Raw genomic sequence first — 25,580 nt, forward strand, 5'->3', positions numbered from 1 at the left:
CTCCCAACTAAAAAACTAAAACCTATGGCAGCCTGTAGAAGCTCCCGACTACGGACTCCCAACTAAAAAACTAAAACAATGTTTCAAAAAGAATTATTTAAAGATAAAGTAGCATTGGTGACAGGCGGGCGTAGCGGCATAGGCTATGCCATTAGTCAGATGATGCTAGAGCTAGGCGCCAAGGTAGTCATTGCTTCACGCAAAGAAGATTTACTAAAGCAAGCTGCCGAAGAACTGAGCCAATATGGTGAATGTAGTTACCTGGCTTGCGACATCCGCGAAAGCGACCAACGCACTGCACTGATGGAAAAAATAAAGGCAGATAATGGCAGGCTCGATATATTGGTAAACAATGCGGGAGGGCAGTTTCCGGCACCTGCCGAAACCATTAGCGAAAATGGTTGGGATGCGGTGATTAATAATAATTTAAACGGCACCTTTCACATGAGTAGTTTGATGGCACGCCACTTTTTTATTCCGCAAAAAGAAGGCTGTATCATCAACATCATTGCCAATATTTATAGAGGGTTCCCTTCTATGGTGCACACTGGAGCCGCACGTGCCGGGGTAGAAAATATGACCAAAACTTTGGCGGTAGAATGGGGCGATTATAACATCAGGGTAAATGCCATTGCCCCTGGTACTATAGAATCTTCAGGGTTAGACACTTACCCCAAGCCTGTGCAGGATATTTTGGGCGAAGCCAGAGCAGCAGTGCCCCTCAAGCGGTTTGGTACAGTCACCGAAATAGCCCACACCACTTGTTTTTTGGCAAGCCCATTGGCAAGCTATATCAGTGGGGTAAGCTTGTATGTAGATGGTGCCCAACACCTCAATGGTGGTGACCCCATGAAGCTGACCCGTTTGATGAGGGCGTTTACTAAAAGTCGGTAGTTGTTAGTCGGGAGTTAGTAGTCGGGAGTCGGGAGTTAGTAGTCAGGAGTTAGTAGTCAGGAGTTAGTGTGAAGCGATTAGTCGGGAGTCGGTAGTTAGTAGTCAGGAGTTAGCGTGAAGCGATTATTCGGGAGTTAGTAGTCGGGAGTCAGTAGTTAGTAGTCAGGAGTTAGTAGTCAGGAGTTAGCGCGAAACGGCTTTATCAATTTTCAATTATGAGAAAGGCTATCGACCATCGATTAAAGCGTACCAAGGACTTTGCAACCTACAAGAACTCCCGACTCCCAACTCCCGACTCCCGACTCCCAACTAACAACTAACAACTAAAAAAACTAAAAGTTATGAAAAATCACCTTGAAACCCACATAGAAGCCTTTTACCGCTGGGAAAAACAAAAAGCCCAGCAACCCTTTTTGCGGCAGCCTTACGGCAAACAGTGGAAAACCCTGACTTATGCTGAAGCAGGGCAAGAAGCTCGTCGCATGGTCAGTGCTTTGCAAGCAATGGGTTTGCAAAAAGGCGACCATGTAGGCATATTGTCTAAAAACTGTTACCACTGGATATTGACCGATTTGGCGCTCATGATGGGAGGATTTGTCTCAGTGCCATTTTATGCCAGTTTGCCCGCTGATCAACTCAAGGTAGTAGTAGAAAAAAGCCATATCAAAGCATTGTTTTTGGGCAAGCTGGAAGAGTGGGACGAAGATAAATCCTTGGTGTTGCCATCCGAACTTAAAGTGATCAGGTACCCACATTATGAGGGTAATGCCCGCATTGAAGAGGGAGAAGCCTGGACTGATTTGGTGGACAATCATGAGCCAATGCAGGGCGATCCTTTACCTGACCCAGACGATTTGTGGACCATACTATTTACTTCGGGCACTACCGGGCAGCCCAAAGGTGTGATGCATACTTATGGTAACCTGGCGCGGGTGTTTCAAGCTGAGTTTGACACCAATTGGATAGGCATAGCCAAGCTCAAAGCCCAGCGGTTTTTCTCGTTTTTGCCGCTCAATCACGTAGGCGAGCGAGTAGGCATAGAAGGCTCTTGTCTATATGTAGGTGGTACCATGTCGTTTGGCGAATCGATAGATACTTTTGCCCACAACCTACAGCAAACCCAACCCACAGTGTTTTTTGCGGTGCCTCGTATCTGGACTAAGTTTCAAATGGGGGTATTGAGCAAAATGCCACAGGAAAGGTTGGATTTACTGCTTAAAATTCCGATTGTATCGGGTTTTGTCAAAAAGAAAATAAGAAAAGCCCTGGGGATGGGCAGTGTCGAAGTAGTAGCAACAGGTGCCGCCATTACTCCCGAACATCTCAAACAATGGTTTTTAAAACTAGGGATTCGTTTGCGCGAAGCCTATGGAATGACCGAAGTGTGTGGCTCTATTACCAACACCCCCAAAGACAGCAACCGACCCGGTAGCGTAGGCAAGGTAATTCCACGTGCCGAGATTAAAATACACCCCGACACCGGCGAAGTACTCATGAAATCGCCTCACATGATGACAGGCTACTACAACGAACCCGAAAAAACTGCTGAAGTGCTCCAGGGCGAGTGGCTAAGCAGTGGCGATAAGGGGGTAATGGATGAAGATGGTTTTTTGCACATAGTGGGCAGGGTAAAAGACGCTTTTAAAACCTCTAAAGGTAAATACATTGTGCCTAACCCTTATGAAGAAGCCCTTGCCAACAATGATGTAATAGAACAAGTGTGTGTAGCTGGACTAGGACTGCCCAACCCTATAGTGTTGGTCAATTTGTCGGAAGTAGGGCAGGCAATTGAAAAAGAGAAGGTAGAAACAAGGCTAAGGGAAGATTTGAGTAAAATAAACGAAAGTTTGCCGGGTTTTCAGAAACTGGCAACTTTGGTGATTACTCAAGAAACCTGGAGCGAAGCCAATAATTTACTGACGCCTACGATGAAAATACGTCGAAGTGCAATTGACGAAAGGTATGCCACAAAGTATGAACAATGGTTCAACGGACGCAAGATGATTGTGTGGGAGTAAGTTGGGGGTAGTTTTTAGCCTCGACAAGGTGCTAGGGACTAGGTATAAGGTGCTAGGTACTCCTTGCTCTATAGGTATCTAATGAATTCATAGTATACTCACTTTCAATAGATTATAAACTTTTAGTTAGAAGCCGGAAAATGGTGACCAAGCTTGTCGCTTGAAGGTCTACAGACTAATCACTTATGACACTGAGTTGTAGTAGCTACTTGTGAAGCAAGGTGTAAAACCCAGTACCCAGTACCCAAGACCTAGTTCCTAATAAGGACTACTAACGAAATAACTAAAGAAAAAAAACAATGAAATCATATTATTTTACAGAAGAACACAACATGTTTCGCCAAAGCCTGCGCGATTTTTTGGCAAAAGAAGTAACCCCTCATATAGATGAATGGGAAGCTAAAGGCGAAATACCACGCGAAATATTTAAACGCTTTGGCGATATGGGCTACCTGGGCATAGCCTTGCCTGAAGCCCACGGGGGCACCGACCTTGATTATTTTTATTCGATCGTTTTTAACGAAGAAATGGCACGGATAAACTCAGGCGGCTTTGGGGCAGCTATAGGCGCCCACGCCTCGCTTGCCCTGGTACACATGAACGCTGAAGGCAACGAAGCCCAAAAGCAAAAGTACCTGGAGCCTGGCATCAAAGGTGAACTGATTGGTTGTCTAGCCATTAGCGAACCTTTTGGAGGGTCGGATGTGGCAGGCATGCGTACTACTGCGGTGCGTGAAGGTGACCATTATATCATCAATGGCTCTAAAACTTTTATAACAAATGGGGTAAGCAGCGACTTTATTGTAGCAGCAGTAAAAACCAATCCTGACGCAAAATCGGGGGGCATTAGCATGATGGTAATAGACCGCGATACGCCAGGCGTAACCGCCACCAAGCTCAACAAACTGGGCTGGAGAGCATCTGACACCGGCGAGATTGCGTTTAGTGATGTAAAAGTGCCTGTGACCAATTTGTTGGGGGGCGAAAACCAAGGCTTTTACTACATTATGCAGCACTTTGCCTTGGAGCGATTGATGTTGGCTATTGGTGGAATGGCTACCGCAGACTATGCTCTAGAGGTTACCCTTCAGTATATGAACGAGCGTGAAGCTTTTGGGCGAAAAATTAACCGTTTTCAAGCGTTGCGTCATCGTGTTGCTCAAATGGCAAGCGAGATAGAAATGAACCGGATGTTTATATACGCCATTGCTGACCGCTACCAACAGGGCGACTATGTAGTAAAAGAGGCGGCAATGGCAAAACTGTTGGGTACTCAACTAAGCGACCGGGTGGTATACGATTGCTTGCAAATGTTTGGGGGCTATGGTTTTATGGAAGACTACCCACTGGCGCGTATGTACCGCGATAGCCGCCTGGGTACTATAGGTGGAGGTACCTCTGAAATTATGTGCGAAATTATCTCTAAAATGATGATAGATGACAAGGCTTATGAGAAGGCAACTAGTCTCAAGGTATGAGCTACAGGCTACAAGTATGCTGATTTTGCCTGAATAAGTAGTAGCAAATCTTTAACGCAGATGCTATAAAAACGCAATTAGTGATCAAGGGATAGCCTATGACTGGTTGTTTCCTAATCCTAATAATATATAAATTAAAATCAATCGCAATAAGAACTTGAAGCTTGTTGCTTGCTTCTTGTTGCTAAAAAAAATAGAAATATGAAATCAAATCACTTTACCGAAGAACACGAAATGTTTCGCGAAAGCCTCCGGGCATTTTTAGATAAAGAAGCACGCCCTTATATAGATCAGTGGGAAGAAGAACGGCGTACTCCACGCGACATCTGGAAAAAAATGGGCGAACAAGGCTACCTGGGCTTGGGTTACCCCGAAGAATACGGAGGTTCAGGGCTAGACTTTTTCTATGATGTGGTTTTCAACGAAGAAATAGGCAGGCTCAATTCGGGCGGCTTTGCCATTACCCAACAGGTAACCCAATATATGTCGTCACCCTATATACTCAAGTATGGCTCCGATGAACTCAAGAAAAAATACTTGCCTGGCATTATCTCTGGCGACTTGGTGTCTTGCATTGCTATCTCCGAACCAGGAGCAGGGTCTGATGCCGCCAACATTCAAACCCGTGCCGTGCGTGAAGGTGACCATTACATTGTCAATGGGTCTAAAACCTTTATTACCAACGGAGTATACGGCGATTTTCTTGTTACTGTGGTAAAAACTAACCCCGAAGCTGGCTCTGCCGGGGTGAGCATGTTGGTCATAGACCGCAACGCTGAAGGAGTAACCGCTACCAAACTCAAAAAACTAGGCTGGCATTGTTCCGATACTGCCGAGTTGAGCTTTGCCGATGTAAAAGTGCCCGCCAGCAACCTGATTGGGCAAGAAGGACAAGGTTTTTATTATCTGATGAATGGGCTGCAGCTTGAGCGTTTGTGTGCAGTGCCTGCGGCGGTTTCGGCCATGGAAAACGCCATAGAAGTATCACTGCAGTATATGTCAGAGCGTCAGGCATTTGGCCGCCCCATCAACAAGTTTCAGGTATTACGCCACCGCATTGCCCAAATGTCGGCAGAAGTAACCGCACTAAAAGCCTTTAGTTACTACTGTTGCCAGCTATATGCCGATGGGGTGTACGACGTAAAACAGTGTTCGATGGCTAAACTATTGGTGACCGAAAAGGCAGAAGAAGTGGCTACCAAGTGTTTGCAGTTTTTTGGTGGGTATGGTTTTATGGAAGACTATCCCTTGGCGCGTATGTACCGCGACGTACGCGTGGGCACCATTGGAGGTGGTTCGTCAGAAATTATGCGTGAGATCATTGCCAAAATAGTGATAGACAGCGTGGGCTACAAGTCGGCACAAACCGATTATGCCCCACCCAAAGCCAAAAAAGCAAGCAATGGCAGTGCACCAGCTGCTCCTGCCAAAGAAGAGAGCGTAGGCTCTGCTGCCGAGATGCTGCCAGTGATTCAGAGCCAAGTAGAAAAAGTGTCGGCGTTGGGCAACACGGTCAAATTTAACTTTGGTGCCGAACAATTATTTATTGACGGCACTGGGGCTGCTAATACCGTATCAACAGACGACAGCGATGCAGATTGTACCGTGAGTGTGTCTTTTGCCGATTTTCAGGCGTTGATGCAGGGCAAGCTCAACCCAATGAATGCCGTCATGAGCGGGCAAATGCAAATAGATGGAGACATGGGTGTGGCAATGAAGCTGCAGTCTTTGTTTGGGTAGGGAATTAATAATTGCTTAATGGTTTTATGGTTAGCAAAGCTAATTGATGATATGAGCCGTTGCCTTTTTTGAGGCAGCGGTTTTTTGTTTTTATAAAAAATAAATATTCAAGCAACCCGATGAATGAGGGTGAGCAAAGCCCCTCCTGTTGTTACAAGCCAAAAGTATTTGTAGACTGTCACTTTTTGGGGCAAAATACCGTATACAAACCAGTAGTGATCAAATAATAAAATAAGATGAAAATAGCCTACCTTTCAAATATTGGACAAATACCCCTAATGTTTTACCCTCTAACATACCCATTGTATGCAAAACTTACCCCCACCTTTGATAGAAAAAGAAGCCCAACAACTCTGGAGCACTTATTCGCACAAGCACTCCCAGAAGTTTTGGCTAAAATATGAGCAATTGTTGGCAAACCAAAAAGCAAAGAACACGACTCGCCCCTTCAGGCTGTACACCTCCTCTTTAAAACTTTTATGGTTTCCCAGGGTTTTAGGATTTTTTTTAGTATTGTCTATTATATGCCTGGTTTCTTTGCTCACACTTACAGGGCTGTTGTTATTGGTGACATACCTGTTTTGGGCTTGGCTATACGTACGTTGGAACGACCATGTTTTTCAACTTGATGATGAAGGGATAATGGTATACAAAGCAAAAGTAGCGTATCAGAAAATTGCTTGGACAGCCATACAATCAATAGAGTTATCGGAGGAAGGAAAAGGCTATTATTTGAGAGTGGTCACTGATCAAGGAAGGGCAAATATCAGGGCTGCTTTGTCGCGAACCCAACGCACCCATTTGTGGAAAGACATAAAGCAATGTATGAATAAGAATGCGCCAAAAGAATAGAAATAATTGATTCGACTGATTGTACCAAGAAAGCACTTGTGCACGAACGACCATCAAATACCAATTTAACCTATTGTTTATGGGTGGTGGAGTGTATATTTAAAACACTGTATAAATATGAAGAATGCTACCCCTCAAAAACCATCAGCTGAGCAGCTATGGGCAAGCTACCAACCGGGCAAGGCAAACGAAGAGAATTTTTGGGCAAAGTATGAGGCGTTGTTGTAACAACCCGTTGCCTTGGTAAAAAACAATGCAAACAAGACCCTTGCTAAAACAGCGAAAAAAGTCTCCAATGCTGGCATTAATAAAAAAGCATACAACTTTTACCCTCGTTTAGAGATTCATTTATTTAGAATACTTTTCGTTATACTGGGGGGCATTTTTACCCTCGTTTTTAGTATACTGGAAAAGCCTGCTCCCAATGCCGACCAATTGGGCTATCAGGTAATGCTTGTATGTGGTATTTTTTTATTTGTGTTTTTGCCAATAAGCTTGTTGTTTAGGCTGCCTATATTTTCGCTCAAACCTTCAGGCGTTTATTTAAGCAAATCCTTTTTGGCAACCACTCATTATATAGCTTGGAGTAAGGTGGTTTCGGTAAGCATTAGAAAATATGATGGTTTGGGGAGTCATCTATTAGTAGTAAAAACCCTGGATCATAAAAATTATGATATAAGCTATAGCATTTCAAAACGAGCCCATCAACATCTTTCTACTTGGTTGGATCAACAGGCTATTCCGTTGATAGTAAACAATAACAGCCATTCCCGTTATAAAAATTAAAAGAACTTGTGCACGAACAACCACCAGCTGAGCAGCTGTGGGCTAAGGTAGGTTTTTCTTCGGCTGACTCCTTTATAGCGTATACCTCCTCTTTAAAATATTTATTGTTGTTTAAACCAAATTAATAAAGATCAAATGGAACCACTTACCTCACAAGAACAACAAGCCAATCGGTGATGGAAAACATACTTACCAAGTAGCAGTGATGAGTTTTGGAGAGAGTATGAGCAACTGCTAGATAAAACACAAAACCTCGTGGATTATGGTATAAAAAAAGTGTTTCGCCCAACTTTACAATCCTACTTAGAATGCTTACCCATCCCCGATACAAAAAATACTAAAAAAATGAGCTAAAATTGTTTCTTATCAAAGTACAATTTTTAGGCGTGGTATCCTGTCTTAATTCATCATCAATTGATCATCACTTGTACATAATTTCTTCTTGATTTTGCCAATGCAAAATCAAGAAGAAACCGTTGGAAATGGCTTGTTTTCAGTACGAATAAAAAGTGCCTTTCTGTCTCCATTTTTATACAATTTTTGATGATTTTTTTCAATTCCTTTGCTACAAAAACAATGTCACAAACCTAGGGTGAGTATGCGTAGGGGCTGTCAAATACTTAGTGAACCTTAACCAAACACAAACAAATGATGTTCAAACCCTTAATAATTCTACTTTTAGTAACGATCTCATGCATGAGTTGTAAGAAAAAAGAGGAAGACAGTTATATTGAAAAAATTTCTGGAGTACAATCAGCCCAAGTAGCGTTTAGTACAATCAACCAAGGCGATAAAGCATCGGTAAAGCTGCGTTTTGTGGCAAATAATGGTTGTGGCGAATTTAGCCGATTTGAAGAGACCTGGAGCGAAAACAAAACTACTTTAGATGTAAAAGTATACGTGCGTTACCCATCAGACCCCAATACTGTTTGTACCCAAGTGATTACCCCCCTTGACAAAATATATGAGTTTACTCCACCCGATTCGGGAACGTATACCATACGTTTTTTTGCTGGGGGCGCTTTTATTACCAAAACCATTATTGTGCGTTAGTATTGGTTGGTAGGGTGTACCTAGCCAGCCCACAATGATTTTATCATCGGCAACGTGACTACGTTGCCGATTTTTTTGTAAAAAAAATTGATTGATAATGTGTTGTTTTTCAGTGAGTTATGTTTTTGTAAAAGCTGTTTTAATGAAAAAGTAAAAGTTTTTTTGAAAAAAAAGTAGGGTGTCGGAAGGTTTATGCGGTGTAGAAGTAAACATTGAAAATCAATAAAGAAAAAACATGAAGACATTAAAATCAGTATTTACTTTCTTATTAGTCGTAAGCTTTTTTTATTCTTGTAAACAGCAAGACAGTGTGACCCCTAATACTTCAGGCGATGATGAGTTGATTAGCTCTATCCAATTGGCTGTAGACAAACAAACCATCAGCACCGAGGCACTGCCCACCAGTTCGCAATCAGAAGTAAGCCACGATTGTTCTCAGAGCGAGAGTTACGTAGCCACGGCTCAATTGGCGCCTGATTTGGGTTACCAGGTAACTATGCGACGCTCAAGAGGAGCCGATGCGGGCGAAGAGTCGGAAGCTTATTTTGACCTCAACGGAAGAAGACTGGAAGCAGGGAACGGAACGACAGGCAAAATGGGAAAAAAGGGTAAAAAAGGAAGAAAAAAACCACGTAGCAAAGACTGCTTTGAATTGGTATACCCAGTGTCGTTTACTATGCCCGACGGTAGCAATATTACAGTAGCCGACAAAGAAGGATGGAGCGCGGTTAAGGCTTGGCACGAGGCAAATCCTGACCTAAAAGAACGTGGTACATTGGTGTTTCCTGTAGACATTGCCTTTGAAGATGGTACCACCCAAACCATTAGCAACCAAGACGAAATGCAAGCCGCCAAAGCTACTTGTGGCGGTGGAATCACCAAATGTTTTGAATTTAGTTTTCCAGTAAATGTGACCATGCCCGACAACTCTACCATTACCCTCAATAGCAAAGGCGATCGCAGCTTGATCAAAGCCTGGCACGAAGCAAACCCTGATGTTGAAGGACGTGGTACATTGGTTTTTCCAGTAAACATTACCTACACCGACGGTACTACAGCTACCATCAACAATGAAGAAGAACTGCGTGCTGCCAAACAATCGTGCAAATAAGTGGCGAATTTAGTCAGTTCAAATAGTGTGATATAGTTTGAAAATTCCTAAATTCCTCAAAGCTTGTCTGGGTGTATGCCCAGACTTGCTTTTTTAAACTAAAAATTTTCAACCTCCAGTCAAAAACTATCATATATGCAAAAAAAGAGAATTAAACACTTTCAACCACCAACTACCATTTATTGGTTTAATAAACTGCTAAAAATCAGGGTGATATAAAACCTTAGAAACTGGAAGATCAGCGTCAACTTGTTGCTTGTTCCTTAAAGCTATATAAGCTCCCAACTAAAAACTTTCCTAACTTTGACAAAAGAAGAATTTAAAATTTGTTTTGACCGTTGGTTCGACGAAGTCCGCAACTACATTACCTACCGGTGTTGCGACGGAGAACTTGCCACCGACATTGCCCAGGAAGCTTTTATGAAAGTATGGGAAAAGGGAGTGGCTTTTCAGCAAAACCAAACCAAAGGCTTGCTGTACAAAATAGCCAACGAGCTGTGGATTTCGCAATACCGAAAATCAAAGTCGGAGAAGAAATACAAACTCTCGTTTTCGTTGAAAGTAAATGTAAGCGCCAGTCAGCGAAACGATACTGAAGACCAGATGTATTACGAAGAGCTAAAAACAAAGTACGAACAAGCAGTGAGTCAATTGCCCGAAAAGCAAAGGGTAGTTTTTTTACTAAGTCGAATGGAAAACCTTACCTACAAAGAGATTGCCCAACGCCTGGAGGTAAGTGCCAAAGCTGTAGAGAAACGGATGAATCTGGCATTAAAAGACCTTAGAAAAATTTTGAATCATGACAGATAAGAACAACGAACATAATTTGACTCCAGAGCAGGAAAAAGAACTTTTTTCTAACTTAGAACTGTCCTATTCAAGGTCTAAAAGCGATGTGTGGGATGCCCTGCAAGACAAAATAGACGCCCAACCACCCTCTACAATCCAACCTGTCAAAAATAGAAGCATAGGCAAGCGTCAGCGATTAGTATATTTGAGTGCAGCAGCATCTTTGTTGCTTGTATTAGGGTTAGGCTTATTCGCCCGCTTTTATACTACCCAGGTATCGGTAGCAGCAGGTGAGTTTGTGAGCCACACCTTGCCCGATGGCTCGATAATACACCTCAACGCCGCGTCTACTATAGCGTATGCCCCTTATTGGTGGCGGTTTGGCCGTAAAGTAAACCTGGAAGGCGAAGCATTTTTTGAAGTGCAAAAAGGAAAAAAATTCAGTGTACACTCCCGTTTGGGCACTACCCAGGTATTAGGCACCAGTTTTAATATATTGGCACGAGGCAATGCCTATGAGGTATTGTGCAAAACCGGCAAAGTAAGAGTGAGCAATCGCCAGAATAACCAAGTAATATTAACCCCCGGCGAATATACCAAGCTGCAAACCAGTGGTTTGAAAAAAGCCAACGACGCCAAGTCGCAAGAAGCAATGTTTGCCTGGCGTCTCAAAAAATTTGTGTACAATACCACCCCATTAGCAAAAGTATTTGAAGATCTGGAGCGACATTATAAGGTGAAAATTGCCCTCAAATTCGCCAAAGTAAATGAATATCATTATACTGGGCTTTTTAAACGCAGTGTAACCATTGACGAGGCCCTACAAATTATATGTTATAGCTTTGAGCTAAACTTTAAAAAGCAATCCAAAGGAGAGTATGTAGTTTTTGATAGGGAGTAAGGGGCAAGTCCTTGGATACTGATACATATTAGTGCGACAAGTCGTAAGTCCTTAGATACCGATGCTACACTCTATACTACCAATAACTAACAAGTTTATAAGCCGTAACTGCTTGTAGAGCAAGGTGTAAAACCCCAAAAACTAGTACCTAGAGCCTAGAACCTGGTAAAGGCTCTTGCCTAATTTGCAAATATGAGAAAAAGGATCGTCGTCCCGATTTGTTGGCTTTTTTTATGGGCTGCCGCCAAAGCCCAAGGTCAGACAGTGGTACTTAACTACAGCCAACAACCCCTCAACGAGGTATTGCTCGACCTCAACGACCGTTACAAAGTACAAGTTTCTATCAACGCTCACCTTTCGGCAAACTGTGTCATCAGCATCAAGCAAAGCTTCCCTACGATGGAGGCAGCTTTGCGGCAATTGGCTAAAAAGTGCAGGCTTAAACTCATCAAAATAAGCGACGTTTATACTTTCAGAAAAGACAAAACCGAGGTAAAACCTCCTCCCCAAAAAAAGCACATAGCAAAGAAAAAACACCCTCCCAAAAAATACATGTACCAAGGGCAGGTGGTGGAGCAAACATCGCTCGAACCTCTGCCCTTTAGCGTTGTACAATTAAATAAAGGCTATGTAGTAGCCGACCAAAACGGTCGTTTCTCATTCAAAACCCTCCAGCAAACCCAAGCCGTGAAATGCCAACACCTGGGCTATAAAGTCGCTGATACCCTATTGTTACCAGGAGGACGACTTCGATTGGTGCTTAAGCCCCAAATAGACCTTTTGCAAGAGGTAACCATCCACAGCACCAGCGAAACATGTGTGGCACGTTTGGGTAAAAACGCAGGGCGCATCAAGTTCAACGATTTAAGCAATTCGCTGGTGCCAGGGGCAAGCAACGATCTTATTTTCAACAATTTAAGACTTTATCCTGGCATTATGGCTTCGGGCGAATCTACCAGCGATTTTGTGATTTGGGGCGCCTACCCAGGGCAAAACCACGTGTTGTACGATGGCATCACCATGTTTAACAGTTGGGGCGTAAACGACGACATTGGCAGAGTAAACCCCTTTATGATAAAAAACCTAGAGGTATACAAAGGAGGCTATAATGTGCCTTACGGCGATAGGGTAGGTGGGGTAGTCCTGATCAACACCAAAGCAGGCAACCGCGACAAAGCCACAGCTGACATTAGCCTCAACAATCGCCTGGCAAACCTTTACCTCAGCGTGCCCTTGTTCAACCACAGCGCCTCTCTACAAATTGCCGGGCGTAAATCTTACTACCAATTGCTCGATTTGTCGGTGAGCCCCGTAGAAAACAAAGAAGTCATTATTCCAAATTATGATTATAGCGATCTTCATCTAAAGTTTTCCTCATCGTTTGCCAACCAAGACCAACTAGAGATCAGTTTGATTGCCAGCCGCGACAACTCCGAAGGAATTTTTAAAAGCAACCTGGCGGCAAGAAAAGACCTGGTAGAAGACGTAAATGTTCACTCTGAACAAATAGGTAGCTCGCTCAAGTACATTAAAAATTGGGGCAAGGGAGGGGGCGTTTCTACATTGGTACTTGCGCAAAGCAACTATAGCCCTGAGCTTACCTCTAACCACAGTTTACAAACCAACCTTTCTACCGAGCCCAAAGTAGTCAAGTCATTTACCTGGAGCAACCAAGTCGCCGAATATTCGGGCAGGCTCACCCATCAATGGGCATTGGGGCGTATCCATCAGCTAGAGCTCAATGCCGGAGTAGTAGCCAACGAAACAGTGCTTAAGTCTCAAAATCAAGACAAGGTATTGCAAGACACCAGTGCCTTGCAAACTCGCCTTACTTTTTATGCCCACGACCAACTACGGCTGAGTACCCGGCTACACCTACAGTTAGGCATCAAAGCCGATGTGCCACTTACTGGCAACCAGGTATATTGGCAGCCGCGCATCAATGCCCGGTATGACCTGGGGGCACACTATAATATTCATTTTGGTTGGGGCAAATACTACCAGTTTGTGGCAAAAAACACCATCATAGATGCTTTTGGCAACCAAACCGATATTTGGCAAGTAAGCGATGGAGTCAATGCACCTGTTACCGAGGCAGTGCACCATGTGCTGGGGGGCGCTTACCTTACCAAGGGTTTTGAGGCAAGCCTGGAGGGATACTACAAAACGTCTTCAGGCTTTAGGCGTTTTGTGATTCGGCGCAACGCGTCGCCCACCCAACTTCCCCTGGAGGCACGCAGCCTGGGGCTGGATGTATACATTAAAAAACGTTTTCGACGGCACGAGCTATGGCTTGCTTATTCGTGGGCGCGGGTAGAAGAACGCTTCAATAGAGGTGGTCAAACGTCTGACTACAGGCTTGCCCCTCAAAGCCAGCAACACGAATTGAAGGCAGCAGTGGTGCTCAACTTCAGCCCCTTTTATTTATCATTGACCAATGTCAACGGTTCGGGTTTTTCTAATAGCCCCCTGGAACGTGCCCAATCAGTATTTCAGCCGTACCACCGCACCGACATAGCCTTTCAATACCGTTTTCAATGGCAGCATACCTACTTTGAGGCAGGTTGTTCAATACTTAATTTTTTCAATCAAATCAACGTCCGTCTCAACCAATCGGTCAATGTGCCCAACGACAACACCATTGTCAATACCGTAGGCATACCCTTTACGCCCACAGTGTATTTGAATGCAAAGTTTTAAGAGAAGTAAACGTTTAGGTACAATACATTTGTTGGCATCATTGAGCCAAAAACTGTCCCTACCTAAAATCTGACCTTTCGCAGTGATTTTTTTGTTTTAATTGACAAGAATTACAATGTTGGTTTATGAATGCGTCAGCTAGATTCAGCCTTAGTTTGTTGCCGTTAAGAATCTGTGAAACGAAGCCGTAAAACCGAGGCTGCAGCTTTGCTGCGCCGAGCTCTGCCTTTTCGGCTAAACAGATCACTGTTTGAGCCGCAGGCGAGTTTGAGCTGTTTCGGCGTAGTGCAACAGATTTAGGCGAAACAAACTACAGCTGTGGGGTTTTTGGTTACTTTTTTACCTATAGAAAATCCATGATCCCGAACTTGATTCGGGGAAGTAACGGCTCATAGATACTCGAATCATTGCTTTTTATAAGCATATTTTGCTGAGTGTTATTTTTTCAACGGCTGGCGCACGCGTCCTCGCGTGTGTTCCTAAAACATCAAGATCAATAGGTGTTATTTACCAGTAAGTAATTTAAAGCCTTCAAGTGAAAAGTTAAGGCTCTGCCAACGTCTAACTTAAAACAAGCTCTAAAACTGTCCCTACCTAAAATTAACCTTTCTTTTGAACCACTTCCAGGTAAGCGCCAACCCAGTAATGCTTAAACTAGTTCCACCTAATAGCAGTATCATCATGACAATGTCCCAAAGAGGCCTCCTAAAAAACAAGGAAGGAAAATCCAGGCTATGTAATCCATGATATACCCACCGATTTATGCGGCTGGTATTTTCATATTTCATGGCCACCTTCGCAGTTTTAGGGTTGATATAGTAAGTAGTATTAGAGCGATCAGCAAGGTCTACTTTTAGCACTGGCAGAGGCTTAGTGCGCTGCTTGTTATAATAGTAAGCATCATAATCAGTCAACTCTCGAACTCGCAAGATTTTTACTTTAGGATGAAGGGCTTGTACTTGCTGGACGTAAGACCGATTATCTAAATGTTCAAGCAGTGTATACGTGCCATCACAAGGCAGTAATTTGCTCGTGCCATCTGCCATCTTTAGCTGATAGTAAGGCTTTCCGGCAAAACAGGTCAGTGTTAACTCACTGACCTTTTCCTCTATGTTGGCTATAGCCTTATTTGGGCTTACGCTAAACAGTTCAGGGCTCAGTTTCCCACCTTGCCACACTTCCTTTGCTTCACTACTCAGGCTATTCGATGGACTCCATTTCCAGGGGTTCATAGAAAAAAGACCGCTCAATATCCAGGTAAAGGTAAACAAGCCAAACACAAATCCAGTATAATGATGCCACTTAAACCAAACCTTTTTGTAAGGACTAAACGCCCACTTATTCCCCTTTTTTCGTCTTACTCGGATAATACCCATGTACAACCCTGTCAAACACATCACCACACCCACAAGACTAAGAGCCACTATCACATCACGCCACAATTGGGCATGAATTCGTAAGCTTTTGAAATAAATCCAATGCGGAATAGGGCCAAGCCAAGCCCATATTTTATCAGCAGTGTTGAGTTTTTGAAAAAGTTGCCCAGTAATAGAAGACACATAACATACAGTACCTTTATCATCGTCTAAATACACCCGATAAGCAGGTAGATAAGGTAAAAAACGGGTACGGGGTGTCCACTGATCTAATGTAGTCATTTTTTCAACATGAGCTATCTTGACTTTATTCCCCATAAAGCGACTGACAATGTTTTTCGCCTCGTTTTTGCTAAAAGCTGGCACTTTTTTACCTGTATTGGCAAAGAAGCAGTAAAACTTCCCTTGCTTATCCTGCAATCTATAAATTGGTCTGCCTCCTATCGAGACTACGCTGATAGACTCCCAGCTATGGTTTACGAGGTTGTGTTTCAGGTATAACTCCTGAGGAGTCACCCAGTCCTTTGATGGTGCGATGCCTTCGGCGCGTGCTAAAGCTTCTGTTTTGTTGAGATAAGGAAAACCCTTATACATCATTACAAAGCCCGAAAGAAACCAAAAAAGAAACAATAAGCTCAGGGCAAAACCAGTATAGCGGTGTACCCAGAGTATTTTTTTGGTCAGTTTTTTCATCCTGTTTTTAGCCATCACCACTTATAGTCTGTATCGGATGGTCAGTAAATAATTTCTGGTAAGCCCTGGGAAAAACTGATTACCATAAATAGCATCTCGGAAATAGATTTGGTCGGTAATATTGTTTATATTTAACCTTATTTCTCCTTTCCCAAAATTATAAAAGATGCTACCATCCAATATGGTATAAGCAGGTAGTGCATAAGTGTTGTTGGCAGCGGTGAAGTTTTTACCCGTATGGTAAAGCCCTGCGCTTATCCCAAATCCTCGTAGTAAACCCTTGGGTATCTCGTAGTTTGCCCAGAAATTGGCCAAGTGATCTGGAGCATAAGCAATGCGATTGCCTGCCAAAGGATTCGTTGCATCTCCTTCAAACTCCCTGATACTAATATCAGTATAGGCATACCCTGCATTAATGGTAAAACCATCCAGAGGAGAAGCATTCACTTCTATTTCTACTCCTTTAGAATCAGCTGAACCTACCTGGCGAAACACACCACCCCCCAGATTTTCTACAATATTGTTTTTACGCAGGTAAAAGCCCGAAAGGGTCATTGTAAGGTAAGTACTGAGGTAGTAACGGCTCCCTATTTCGGCCTGAAAACCTGTCTCAGGATCAAAGACCTGCCCATCGCCAGTGATTCTACGGGAAGGCTTAAAATAAGTAGAGTATCCGCTGAATATGGAAAATTGTTCAATGGGCTCATAAACCAACCCTGCACGATACGTAAGTGCTTGTGAAGGAATGTTGGTTTTTTCACCCTCAGAAATTACATTGCGGCTGACATCTACCTCATCATCAAAGTAAGTCCCGTTAAAAATGTCATACCTTAAACCAATCAATGCTTTCAGGTGATTACCGATGTTGAGCCAATCTTGCACGTAAATTCCATGTACGTTTTCTAACTTTGCCTGGTAGCGGGTATCTCGATGATCAATATAGCCCTGATTCAATATCGGATTTTGTACGGCAACTGTGGTAAATTTACCTTCACCAAATATATCACCTCGGTACGTTTTTCGATCCATGAGGCTAATTGAATAACCTACCAATAGCTTCTGCTCTATGTTACCAATACTAAAATCATGGGTAAGCTCCAATTGGTTTTGTAGTGGCTTGGTGCGGTGATTGAAATAAAATGGGAAAGAACGCGTAAGCGAATCCTGGGTGGCATTGAAAGTGAGTTCCTCGGTAGAGAAGTAATCTATGTCATCCCAATAGTATGAAAGTTGGTTAGAAATTTTGGTGCTTTTAGACAATTGCTTTACATAACGTACTTGAAAATCATAACGGGTATGATTAAGGAAATCCTGTGGGTCATTATATCGATTATTAATGTTCATACCAGGCACCAGTGAGCCATTTTCCAATACAGGCAAACCAGTATCAGTATCATAGGTATCTTTATTTAAACCCATTCTGATGTCTAATATTTCACCATCGCGAGGGCGGTATTGGACAGCGGCATAAAAATTATTAGTATTGGTGCCATAGTCGCGAAAACCATCCGACTCTGAAAGCCCAAAATCAACACGATATGACCACTTAGAATTAATGGGACCTCCCGCCCCAGCTTGTAACCTTCGGGTATTGAAGCTACCATAAGCAGCTGAGAAATCGGCTGTAAACACAGGACTAGGCTGATTTCTTACGATGTTGATGACTCCTCCCAAGGCCGAATGTCCGAAAAGTACAGAGGCCGGACCTTTCAATACTTCTATACGTTCTACATTAGCCAGGTTGGTACTGGGGGCACTTGTAGATATATTATGTCGTTCATCCCTTACCCCATCAGTAAGTAAGACAAAATTGTTGAATCCACGGATGTGAAAAGTCTGAAAGCCCCCATAGCGATTGATTGGGCGAACTCCAGGAGTACTTTTGACCGCTTCGCCCAAATCATCTACTCCACGTTGTACCATCAGTTGCTTAGACACAGTATTGGCTGTAATTGGCAAATATTTGAGCGGAACATCTATTTTGTTAAGGCTTTCACTTACCCACTCTCGTTTACCACGTACTTGTATTTCATTCAAGCGCGTGTTTTTTTCGCTCAGGTTCAAGTTTACTTCACTTGTAGCTCCAGCGGTGACTGTGACTTCTTGCTTAATGGTTTGGTAGCCAATTCTGGAAACAATCAGCTTGTAAGTACCCGTTGGAACATTGTCAATAGTAAACACTCCTAAACTATTGGTAGTGCTGCCCAGGTTGGCACCCTCCAGAAGCAAACTCACATAGTGAAGGTTGTTGCCTTCTTTCGTCTTAACGGTGCCCGAAATGGTTCCTGTATTTTGCTGGGAATAAGCGGAAAATGAGGTTAAAAGAATTAAAATCAAAAGGTAGCGCAGGCTATTCATCATTTGAGTTATATGTTTATGTTGTATAAAATATGTTTGCATTTTGATAGTATTATTCATCAGTTAGAGCTTGTTTAAAGCGGTCGTTTACAGGAGGTTTTATGATGAATTTTTGGATTAGGTGCGTCAAATTTTGAAGAACCGATGGCTAGAGCTATGCTGTGCCGAGTTTATAAATCCCGAACTTGTTTCGGGGCTCTGCCAACGGCTAAATTTGACAATATATAATTATAAAAGTCGCGTAAAAGACCTAATCAATGAACCGAGCCGAAGGCGAGCTCTGCCTTTTGGCTAATTTTAAACAAGCTCTTAATCGCCCAAAAGCAAATAGCCTCACGGTATTTTCAATTTGACATTGGGTACTTACTCTTCTTGTGTAATGAAGCCAGGGCAGAGAGTAGCAGTAGTGTGCTAAAACATTGCTTTAGCTGCAATTCACCAAGCCTGAAATATATGTTTGTAGCATTTTTCAGGATGCAAAACTAGCTAAATAATATACTAAATGCAACAGTGTTGTATATACAATATTGTTGCATTTTTAATGATATTTAGTTTGCCATCATTTATTTGGTGTGAAAAGGTAGCAGTATTGTGCTTTTCTAGTAGATATGGATGGTCGATTTTATCAAAAAGACCTAAACAGATGAAGTGATTTAAAGTTCAGTCCCTAGTACCTTAAATACTAAATACCTAACCCATTATTTCGGCGATTTTTGCCCACTGACTTTACTTAAAAAAACTTGCGTAGCTAAGGCTATGCGCGATTTTTGAAGTTCGTCAGAAAACAAAACTCATCCCAAATAATAGCGCATTTACTTAATGTTTAAGGTACTAGTCCCCCCCATAAACCCTGCTTACCCAAACCTTGAGCCGATCGGTATATTGGTAGTCCCTTGTTCCTTCGTGGATGAATTGATTACGGAGTGCATTCAAATCGCGGTCTTGTTTGCCCAATTGATCTGCTGCGGCAAAAAATTCAGAAATTTGACCTGTGTCAATCAAATACAATAAGTGCTTGAGCGAAGCAGGTTGGCTTGCTATACCATGTAGCAGATCGGCAATAGCCATGTGGGTACGATTGAGGCAACGAATGTGCGTGTCGCCGTCTTGCAAACAGTTTTGCAGGTGTTGGTAGTCAAAGTTGTCCGTTTTGCCTGTAGTACAAACTTCACAAGAGCAGGGAATCTTCTCATGTAGCAAGTCTTTGCCCAAATGCAATTGTTGGTGGAGGTAATCAAAATGATGACGAACAGTGCTCAATAGTTCGCTGGTTTGCTTGCCCCAAATAGCTATCTGAATGGTTTTAATGGCAGGCACATCGTTTAAGCTGATCAAAGCCTGACTTTGATCAGCCTTGAGTATGACCCCATTTTTCCAAAAAAGTTCTTCTTTGATCAGGTAATGTATTCGGCAAATAAACCGACTGAATATACCTTTAGGCATAAACTCATAATGGTATTCAAACCGCAAAACCTTTGACAAAGGTGGGGTGTTGTCGGGCAACACAACGGGGGCAGGCGCCAATACCGGAAGGCGTTCAGGCACAATGTATTCATTGGTGTTGTTCAGGCGAAAGACCAGCTCGAACCGCTCCATAATGCCTAACAAAAAATGATGTTTATCGTCGAAACAAGCCTCGTTCCAAACCTCGTCTAATCGCTTGTCAGTAAACTTGCCCTGTTCGAGAACCAAATAGTGGTCAAGCAGTTGATAAGCGGCTTTAGTAGCCCATTCGGGCTTAAGCACCACTGTATCTTTGAGTTCGGGAGCGTTTTTGAAGTGTAAAATTACTCCAATGTCGTGGAGTTGCTGCGCTAAAAAACGCGCATCTTCGCGGCTCAGCCCTTGTTCGTAGCAAACGCGCATATAGTCTTTATGCCCTATGTAATCATCTGGGTGGTTTTCCAGGGTTTCGCGTACCGCAAAACGATCTTTGTTCCATATTTCACGGGTGTTGGGCAATTTAAGCAGTTCATCTATCACCATTTGACGCAAAGTATCGATGCCTTCCCCTGTTTTACACGAGGTTTTGACAAAATCTATAATGTTAGGAAAAGCTTTGCGCCAGTTTTGGCGGTTAATGTCAGTGCGGTACTCATCTATCTTATTTTGCACTACAATAATGGGCGCTTTGTCTGATAACAGCGTAACAATATGGAGCCAATAATTAAATTTAGATTGGGCTTCGTCTTTGCGGGCGTCCCATACGAACACATACACCGAGTTTTTGGTCAGAAAAAATTGGTGGGTGCCATAGTTGATCTCCTGCCCGGCAAAATCCCAAATATTTGCCACAAAATCTACTGCCTTGTCTTCACGTTTTGCGTTGGGCAGCTTCCAATGCTTGATTTGGATGCCCTTGGTGCTTTCTCTGCCTTCCCGAAATTCATAGTTGGGTTGGCTGAGCGCTTCAGCAAGTTCGGTTTTGCCTACTTCGCCTACTCCCACAAAAATAAGCTTGGCTTCATTGAGTTCACGTTGTTTGATTTTTTTGTTCACCGACACCAAGTAGTTTTTTATACCTTCTAAGCCTTGCTTAAGTATTTCAGCGGGTATATTGTTAAGCATATTGCCACCCAGGTTCAAGGTTTTTAAAGCAGGCAAAGCCTTCAGCCAGGGCAAAGAAACCTGCTCGATTTGGTTGAACCTAAGATCTAGGTAAGTGAGTTGTTCTGCTGTACTATTGGGTATTATTTCAGTGATTTGATTGTAAGAGAGCCAAATTGTACGCAAACGATGGCACTTGGGAAGGACAAATGCCTGAGCAATTTTATTGTTCATGATACTTAGTCGCTTAAGCTGGTGCAGCCCCGTCAGAGCTTCTACATTGTTGAGCTGGTTGGTGTCTAAAAACAACTCCTCTAGTTGAGTAAGGGCGGCAATGGGTTCTATTTCAGTAATTTGATTGTGGCTTGCAAACAAGTAGGTGAGCTGGGGCAGGTTTTCTAATGCCTTAAGACTCATAAGTTGGTTGTGCCCTATATCCAGGCGTTTGAGCGCTTTCAGTTGCAACAAAGGTTGTAGGCTTTTGATGCTCCAGGGAGCTTCGCTGTTGCCTTGAGCAATGAATGTATGCAAGTGAGGAGGTAAATAAGCAGGTAGTTGGGTAAGGTGATTGGGGGCTTGAGTATTGCTGGAAAAAACCAAGGGCAACCTTTCTTCTACAACATCATTTATCCAATTGCTCGAAAAATTCAATACCCTTGTATGGATACATTTTGCCAACAACTTTAGTTCAGGCTCGTTACCCCTCAGCCCACAGTTGCCCAAGTCAAGCACTGGTTTTTTAAGTTCGATACTTTCAAGGATGAGTTGCTCAGCAAGTGTGCCCATAAACGTGGTTTTATTCAATTGGTTCAAGCATTTAGAGAGGCAATATAAACCTTAAACAAGTTCGGTAAAAAAAATACCAGGAAAAGATAGTAGGCAATGGGTGTGGCAGACACTTTTGGGGTAGACAAACCAGTTTACACCCATTAGGGTATGAAAAAGCCTAACTTTAGCTTACTTTTACGCCCTTGGTAATATTATAGCCAGGCAAGTAGTGACCGTATATCGCCTGTAAAAAATAAAGAAATATGATAGATAAACTGAAGCCTGAAAAGATCGAACAAAATATTTATAGAGGGGCAGCTTTTGGCACAGAAAAAGGAACCGTTTTTGGTGGTTTTGCTTTGGCGCAAGCCTTGTATGCCTGCGGAATGACCGTGCCCGAAGACCGTTCGTTGCACTCGCTCCATTCCTACTTTATTTTACCGGGCGATGCGACCGCTCCTATAGTATACGATATTGACCGTATCCGTGATGGTAGGAGCTTTACTACGCGTCGGGTGGTAGCCATTCAGCACGGCAGACCTATTTTTAACCTATCGGCATCGTTTCAAATCAAAGAAGAAGGCCTAAGCCACCAAGTGAGCAAACCAGAAGTGCCCACTCCCGAAAACTTTCGACCTACTTACGAACTGGCTGCTAAAGATGACTCTCCTGCCCGTTTTTGGGTCAATTATATTACCCAACAAATTCGTCCACTTGATTTTAGAATTGTACAACCCATCGACCGTGAACAGTTTCCAATAAAAAAACACGTATGGTTTAAGGCAGATCAAGCCTTAGGCGACGATTTGTTGTTGCATCAAACAGTATTGGCGTGCGCCTCTGACTATACTTTTTTGAGTTCTTCGCTAGAGCCTCACCTTAAGCAAAACCCCAAGCTTAAGTTTCGCCTTGCCACCATTGACCATTCGGTTTGGTTGCATCGCCCTTTTCGGGTAGACGAATGGCTTTTGTTTAGCCACGAAAGCCACAATGCGTATGGCGCAAGAGGATTCAACCAAGGACATATCTATGCCCAAGATGGTACTTTGGTAGCTTCGCTTACTCAAGAAAACCTCATGCGGGTAATGGAGTAATATGTTTTGCAAGGTGCCAAACTCTAGAGTTGGCACCTTGCTATGCCAATCTTCCTAAAGCTCATAAAAACTACCTCTCCTACAACACTAACCTTTCCCTCTTTTTTTTCGTTTTCTTTTATAATACAATAGCCCGCAGCATTCACTCGATCGCTTCTACAACCTCAAGAACTTTGACTAAAATTACTGTGGAGTATTGATAATAAATTAGGAGTGTACGAAGTCTTGTAATCATCTGATAATAAGTATTTTGCAAGGTTAAAGCGAACAAAAACAAGGTTGTTTTCACTTTTAAAAGGTGTTTTATACGCTCATTTTTGCTCTTTGCTAGGGCGACCACAAGGGTAGCCCCTACAATTAACACCTTGATTTATATGTAAATATTTGTATATCAAGGATTTTAAAAACTTCGTACACTCCTAATAATAAATAAGCAATCAAACTTATGGCAGATATTTTTAATTTAATCATTGTATTGGTGTCCAGCATTGCGGCTGTGGCGATAAGCATCTATTTTATTTTAAATGCCTTCAAATCCTTAGAAGATGGAGGAGGCATTTTAGTGCTTATTATTTCCTTGCCAATTGCCCTAACAATGTTTGTTGGAGGAGGAATGGGATTACTTTGGCTACTATCTCAGGTACCAGGCAATGCATTGATGGTGAGTATAGCCATTATTGTAATTGTCAGCGTAGCGTATTTGTTCAAGCAGAGCAAATTGAGTCTTGCCAACGTTTGGGCAAGCACAGTATCTACACTGGTGCAATCTGTCAAAGTTTTTTCCAAAATGCTCTTTTGGTTAGCTTTGGCTATAGGCATTGGCTGGCTTGCCCTTGTACTACTTGATTCATTTTGGAATACTACCGATACTATATCAATAGTATCGATATTGATATTTATTTTCAGTGCCTTATACTTGTTAAAGTTCAACTTCAATTTCAACTTTTTTTTAAAAAGAAAAGCCACTATACGGGCAGCCCCACCCAAGCAACCCACCTTGAACTCTATTGAGAAAAAAGCCAATCAATTATGGAAAAATGCTGAGCCTAAGAACGACTCCGAAGAGTTTTGGACACAATACGAAAGCTTGATTCAACAGGTGAAAAAAATGTAGGTTGAGTTGCCAAGTTCTGGGAACTGGGTTTTGGAGCTATTCATTGTCCACTGTCAACGGACAACGATAGAAGCTATCAACTTTAAAACTATCAAGTAAATTTATTTTTTTAGAAAAAACTTTTGTATATTTAATTCACTCATTTTAAAGCATTTAAGACTCATATTTGGGAACGTTGAAAAATAAATTGTAAAAAATACTCCAGTGCAAACCACCACCTTTGTATAGCTAATCAAACAAGTAAACTAATAAGGTGTATTTATGAGTAAGTTTAGTGAACCCATTTCTGACGAATATTGCGTAGAGCTGCTGGAAAGCAAGCAATACGATGCAATACTGAGGGAATATCAGGGTTACATCAGAGAGAAAGTAGAAGCTTACCTAAGGGGGTTTCCTTATTATAATCAATTCAAGGATGACTTTTTTCAGGAAGTATACCTACATTTGTACTCCAGCTCTTTGCCCAGCCCTTCATTTTTAAAAGCCTGTAAAAAAGGCATCTCCTTTAAGTTTTATCTGGCAAAATCTGTTCGTAACAAGCTCAATACACTATTGGCGCAGGAAAAAAACAAACGCGAAAAAATTGTTTCAGTTAACAACCTGTTTGGAAGCGAAGAAGAAGAACGCAACGACCGGAGCCACAACCTGATGCCCGACAAAAGTTATAAGAACCAAACCGAATCACAAGATTTATTGGGACAACTTAAAACAATGTTTGGAGACTTCCTTACTTCATTTTTGGCAACCTTTCCTAAAATTGGCTACAAACTTATTTTACTGTTAAAGCTTCAGGCAAGGGCTATCATTACCGAATTTGACTTGTTGAACTGCTTCCCTGGAATGAAAAGTCAGGACATGAAAAAGTTGCAGGAAGCCTTGGGTGAAGATACCGACTACCGACACAAAGAAGACCGTGATTTGTTTCACATCATTCATCCTTATTTTCAGAAATACCGCCAGGAAAAAGGGTCGCCTCAGGCGATTCAACGGTGGGTAAACCAACACATAAGCGGTGATAAGTATAAAAAGGGAATAATAGATGACCTGGAGATCAAAGATGGTGAACAGGTGTTTAGAATCAACGATAAAAAACTTTTTGCTGATTTTTTATATGAATACTTTAGTACCTCTAGCGATCATTCGACACAAGCTGCCAATACGGTCGAAGAAGAACCTGAGCCTAAGGTGATTGCCCTCAAGCCCAGAACAAGCGCTTCGGCAAAACGGCAAATCATAGGACGAAAATTTTCGCTTGCTGCATTAAGAATAGGTATTAGCTGATTAATTGAAAAAAGCAAAAACATTGAA

General features: G+C 42.5%; 17 protein-coding genes. 14 read left to right on the forward strand and 3 right to left on the reverse strand.

The genetic code is table 11. The features are described 5' to 3' along the window. Positions 1-78: 78 nt before the first annotated feature. The 11 genes from Q0954_RS08920 to Q0954_RS08970 all read left to right on the forward strand — a co-directional run bounded on the left by Q0954_RS08920 (position 79) and on the right by Q0954_RS08970 (position 14,322). Positions 79-894 carry an SDR family oxidoreductase gene (locus tag Q0954_RS08920; protein ID WP_299456005.1) on the forward strand — a complete coding sequence of 272 codons (816 nt, stop codon included), beginning with the start codon at positions 79-81 and terminating at the stop codon, positions 892-894. A 341-nt stretch (positions 895-1,235) separates the two neighbouring features. Beyond that, complete coding sequence (locus Q0954_RS08925; RefSeq protein ID WP_299456007.1) at positions 1,236-2,912, forward strand: AMP-binding protein; 1,677 nt, start codon at positions 1,236-1,238, stop codon at positions 2,910-2,912. A gap of 299 nt (positions 2,913-3,211) precedes the next feature. Next, positions 3,212-4,390, forward strand: coding sequence for an acyl-CoA dehydrogenase family protein (locus tag Q0954_RS08930; RefSeq protein WP_299456008.1), 1,179 nt, complete (start codon positions 3,212-3,214; stop codon positions 4,388-4,390). A 201-nt stretch (positions 4,391-4,591) separates the two neighbouring features. Beyond that, entirely contained in the window at positions 4,592-6,130 is a 1,539-nt protein-coding gene (locus Q0954_RS08935; RefSeq protein ID WP_299456009.1) for an acyl-CoA dehydrogenase family protein, read from the forward strand. 306 nt (positions 6,131-6,436) lie between these two features. Further along, on the forward strand, positions 6,437-6,982 hold the full coding sequence (locus tag Q0954_RS08940; protein ID WP_299456011.1) for a hypothetical protein: 546 nt from the start codon (positions 6,437-6,439) through the stop codon (positions 6,980-6,982). 240 nt (positions 6,983-7,222) lie between these two features. Then, positions 7,223-7,768 (forward strand): hypothetical protein, encoded by a 546-nt coding sequence (locus tag Q0954_RS08945; RefSeq protein WP_299456013.1) that lies wholly within the window; start codon positions 7,223-7,225, stop codon positions 7,766-7,768. 696 nt (positions 7,769-8,464) lie between these two features. Then, entirely contained in the window at positions 8,465-8,821 is a 357-nt protein-coding gene (locus tag Q0954_RS08950) for a hypothetical protein (RefSeq protein WP_299456015.1), read from the forward strand. 235 nt (positions 8,822-9,056) lie between these two features. Further along, the gene (locus Q0954_RS08955; protein WP_299456016.1) at positions 9,057-9,932 is read left to right on the forward strand and encodes a hypothetical protein; all 876 of its coding nucleotides are present in this window, start codon (positions 9,057-9,059) and stop codon (positions 9,930-9,932) included. Between the two features lie 303 nt (positions 9,933-10,235). Then, the gene (locus Q0954_RS08960) at positions 10,236-10,742 is read left to right on the forward strand and encodes a sigma-70 family RNA polymerase sigma factor (RefSeq protein ID WP_299456017.1); all 507 of its coding nucleotides are present in this window, start codon (positions 10,236-10,238) and stop codon (positions 10,740-10,742) included. After that, a complete protein-coding gene (locus Q0954_RS08965; protein WP_299456019.1) occupies positions 10,732-11,622 on the forward strand; it encodes a FecR family protein in 891 nt (296 codons plus the stop codon). The genes Q0954_RS08960 and Q0954_RS08965 overlap by 11 nt, the downstream gene beginning before the upstream one ends. Positions 11,623-11,814: 192 nt before the next feature. Further along, a complete protein-coding gene (locus Q0954_RS08970; protein ID WP_299456021.1) occupies positions 11,815-14,322 on the forward strand; it encodes a TonB-dependent receptor plug domain-containing protein in 2,508 nt (835 codons plus the stop codon). A 590-nt stretch (positions 14,323-14,912) separates the two neighbouring features. Here Q0954_RS08970 and Q0954_RS08975 read toward each other — a convergent pair. The 3 genes from Q0954_RS08975 to Q0954_RS08985 all read right to left on the reverse strand — a co-directional run bounded on the left by Q0954_RS08975 (position 14,913) and on the right by Q0954_RS08985 (position 22,082). Then, positions 14,913-16,391 carry a PepSY-associated TM helix domain-containing protein gene (locus Q0954_RS08975; RefSeq protein ID WP_299456022.1) on the reverse strand — a complete coding sequence of 493 codons (1,479 nt, stop codon included), beginning with the start codon at positions 16,389-16,391 and terminating at the stop codon, positions 14,913-14,915. A 21-nt stretch (positions 16,392-16,412) separates the two neighbouring features. Then, complete coding sequence (locus tag Q0954_RS08980) at positions 16,413-18,752, reverse strand: TonB-dependent receptor (RefSeq protein ID WP_299456023.1); 2,340 nt, start codon at positions 18,750-18,752, stop codon at positions 16,413-16,415. A gap of 828 nt (positions 18,753-19,580) precedes the next feature. After that, entirely contained in the window at positions 19,581-22,082 is a 2,502-nt protein-coding gene (locus tag Q0954_RS08985) for a COR domain-containing protein (RefSeq protein ID WP_299456024.1), read from the reverse strand. Between the two features lie 245 nt (positions 22,083-22,327). On the opposite strand from Q0954_RS08985, the gene Q0954_RS08990 reads away from it, so the two are divergent. The 3 genes from Q0954_RS08990 to Q0954_RS09000 all read left to right on the forward strand — a co-directional run bounded on the left by Q0954_RS08990 (position 22,328) and on the right by Q0954_RS09000 (position 25,553). Continuing rightward, positions 22,328-23,158, forward strand: coding sequence for an acyl-CoA thioesterase II (locus Q0954_RS08990; protein ID WP_299456025.1), 831 nt, complete (start codon positions 22,328-22,330; stop codon positions 23,156-23,158). Between the two features lie 445 nt (positions 23,159-23,603). Further along, positions 23,604-24,272, forward strand: coding sequence for a hypothetical protein (locus Q0954_RS08995; protein WP_299456026.1), 669 nt, complete (start codon positions 23,604-23,606; stop codon positions 24,270-24,272). A 261-nt stretch (positions 24,273-24,533) separates the two neighbouring features. Next, on the forward strand, positions 24,534-25,553 hold the full coding sequence (locus Q0954_RS09000) for a hypothetical protein (RefSeq protein WP_299456028.1): 1,020 nt from the start codon (positions 24,534-24,536) through the stop codon (positions 25,551-25,553). Positions 25,554-25,580: the final 27 nt, after the last annotated feature.

The organism is uncultured Microscilla sp., from assembly GCF_947493425.1.
GTDB lineage: Bacteria > Bacteroidota > Bacteroidia > Cytophagales > Microscillaceae > Microscilla.

Excerpts from the sequence above, each read along its gene's own strand:
- Q0954_RS08920 (WP_299456005.1), top strand. The coding sequence starts at position 79 with ATGTTTCAAAAAGAATTATTTAAAGATAAAGTAGCATTGGTGACAGGC.
- Q0954_RS08925 (WP_299456007.1), top strand. The coding sequence starts at position 1,236 with ATGAAAAATCACCTTGAAACCCACATAGAAGCCTTTTACCGCTGGGAA.
- Q0954_RS08930 (WP_299456008.1), top strand. The coding sequence starts at position 3,212 with ATGAAATCATATTATTTTACAGAAGAACACAACATGTTTCGCCAAAGC.
- Q0954_RS08935 (WP_299456009.1), top strand. The coding sequence starts at position 4,592 with ATGAAATCAAATCACTTTACCGAAGAACACGAAATGTTTCGCGAAAGC.
- Q0954_RS08940 (WP_299456011.1), top strand. The coding sequence starts at position 6,437 with ATGCAAAACTTACCCCCACCTTTGATAGAAAAAGAAGCCCAACAACTC.
- Q0954_RS08950 (WP_299456015.1), top strand. The coding sequence starts at position 8,465 with ATGAGTTGTAAGAAAAAAGAGGAAGACAGTTATATTGAAAAAATTTCT.
- Q0954_RS08955 (WP_299456016.1), top strand. The coding sequence starts at position 9,057 with ATGAAGACATTAAAATCAGTATTTACTTTCTTATTAGTCGTAAGCTTT.
- Q0954_RS08965 (WP_299456019.1), top strand. The coding sequence starts at position 10,732 with ATGACAGATAAGAACAACGAACATAATTTGACTCCAGAGCAGGAAAAA.
- Q0954_RS08970 (WP_299456021.1), top strand. The coding sequence starts at position 11,815 with ATGAGAAAAAGGATCGTCGTCCCGATTTGTTGGCTTTTTTTATGGGCT.
- Q0954_RS08975 (WP_299456022.1), bottom strand. The coding sequence starts at position 16,391 with ATGAAAAAACTGACCAAAAAAATACTCTGGGTACACCGCTATACTGGT.
- Q0954_RS08980 (WP_299456023.1), bottom strand. The coding sequence starts at position 18,752 with ATGATGAATAGCCTGCGCTACCTTTTGATTTTAATTCTTTTAACCTCA.
- Q0954_RS08985 (WP_299456024.1), bottom strand. The coding sequence starts at position 22,082 with ATGGGCACACTTGCTGAGCAACTCATCCTTGAAAGTATCGAACTTAAA.
- Q0954_RS08990 (WP_299456025.1), top strand. The coding sequence starts at position 22,328 with ATGATAGATAAACTGAAGCCTGAAAAGATCGAACAAAATATTTATAGA.
- Q0954_RS08995 (WP_299456026.1), top strand. The coding sequence starts at position 23,604 with ATGGCAGATATTTTTAATTTAATCATTGTATTGGTGTCCAGCATTGCG.
- Q0954_RS09000 (WP_299456028.1), top strand. The coding sequence starts at position 24,534 with ATGAGTAAGTTTAGTGAACCCATTTCTGACGAATATTGCGTAGAGCTG.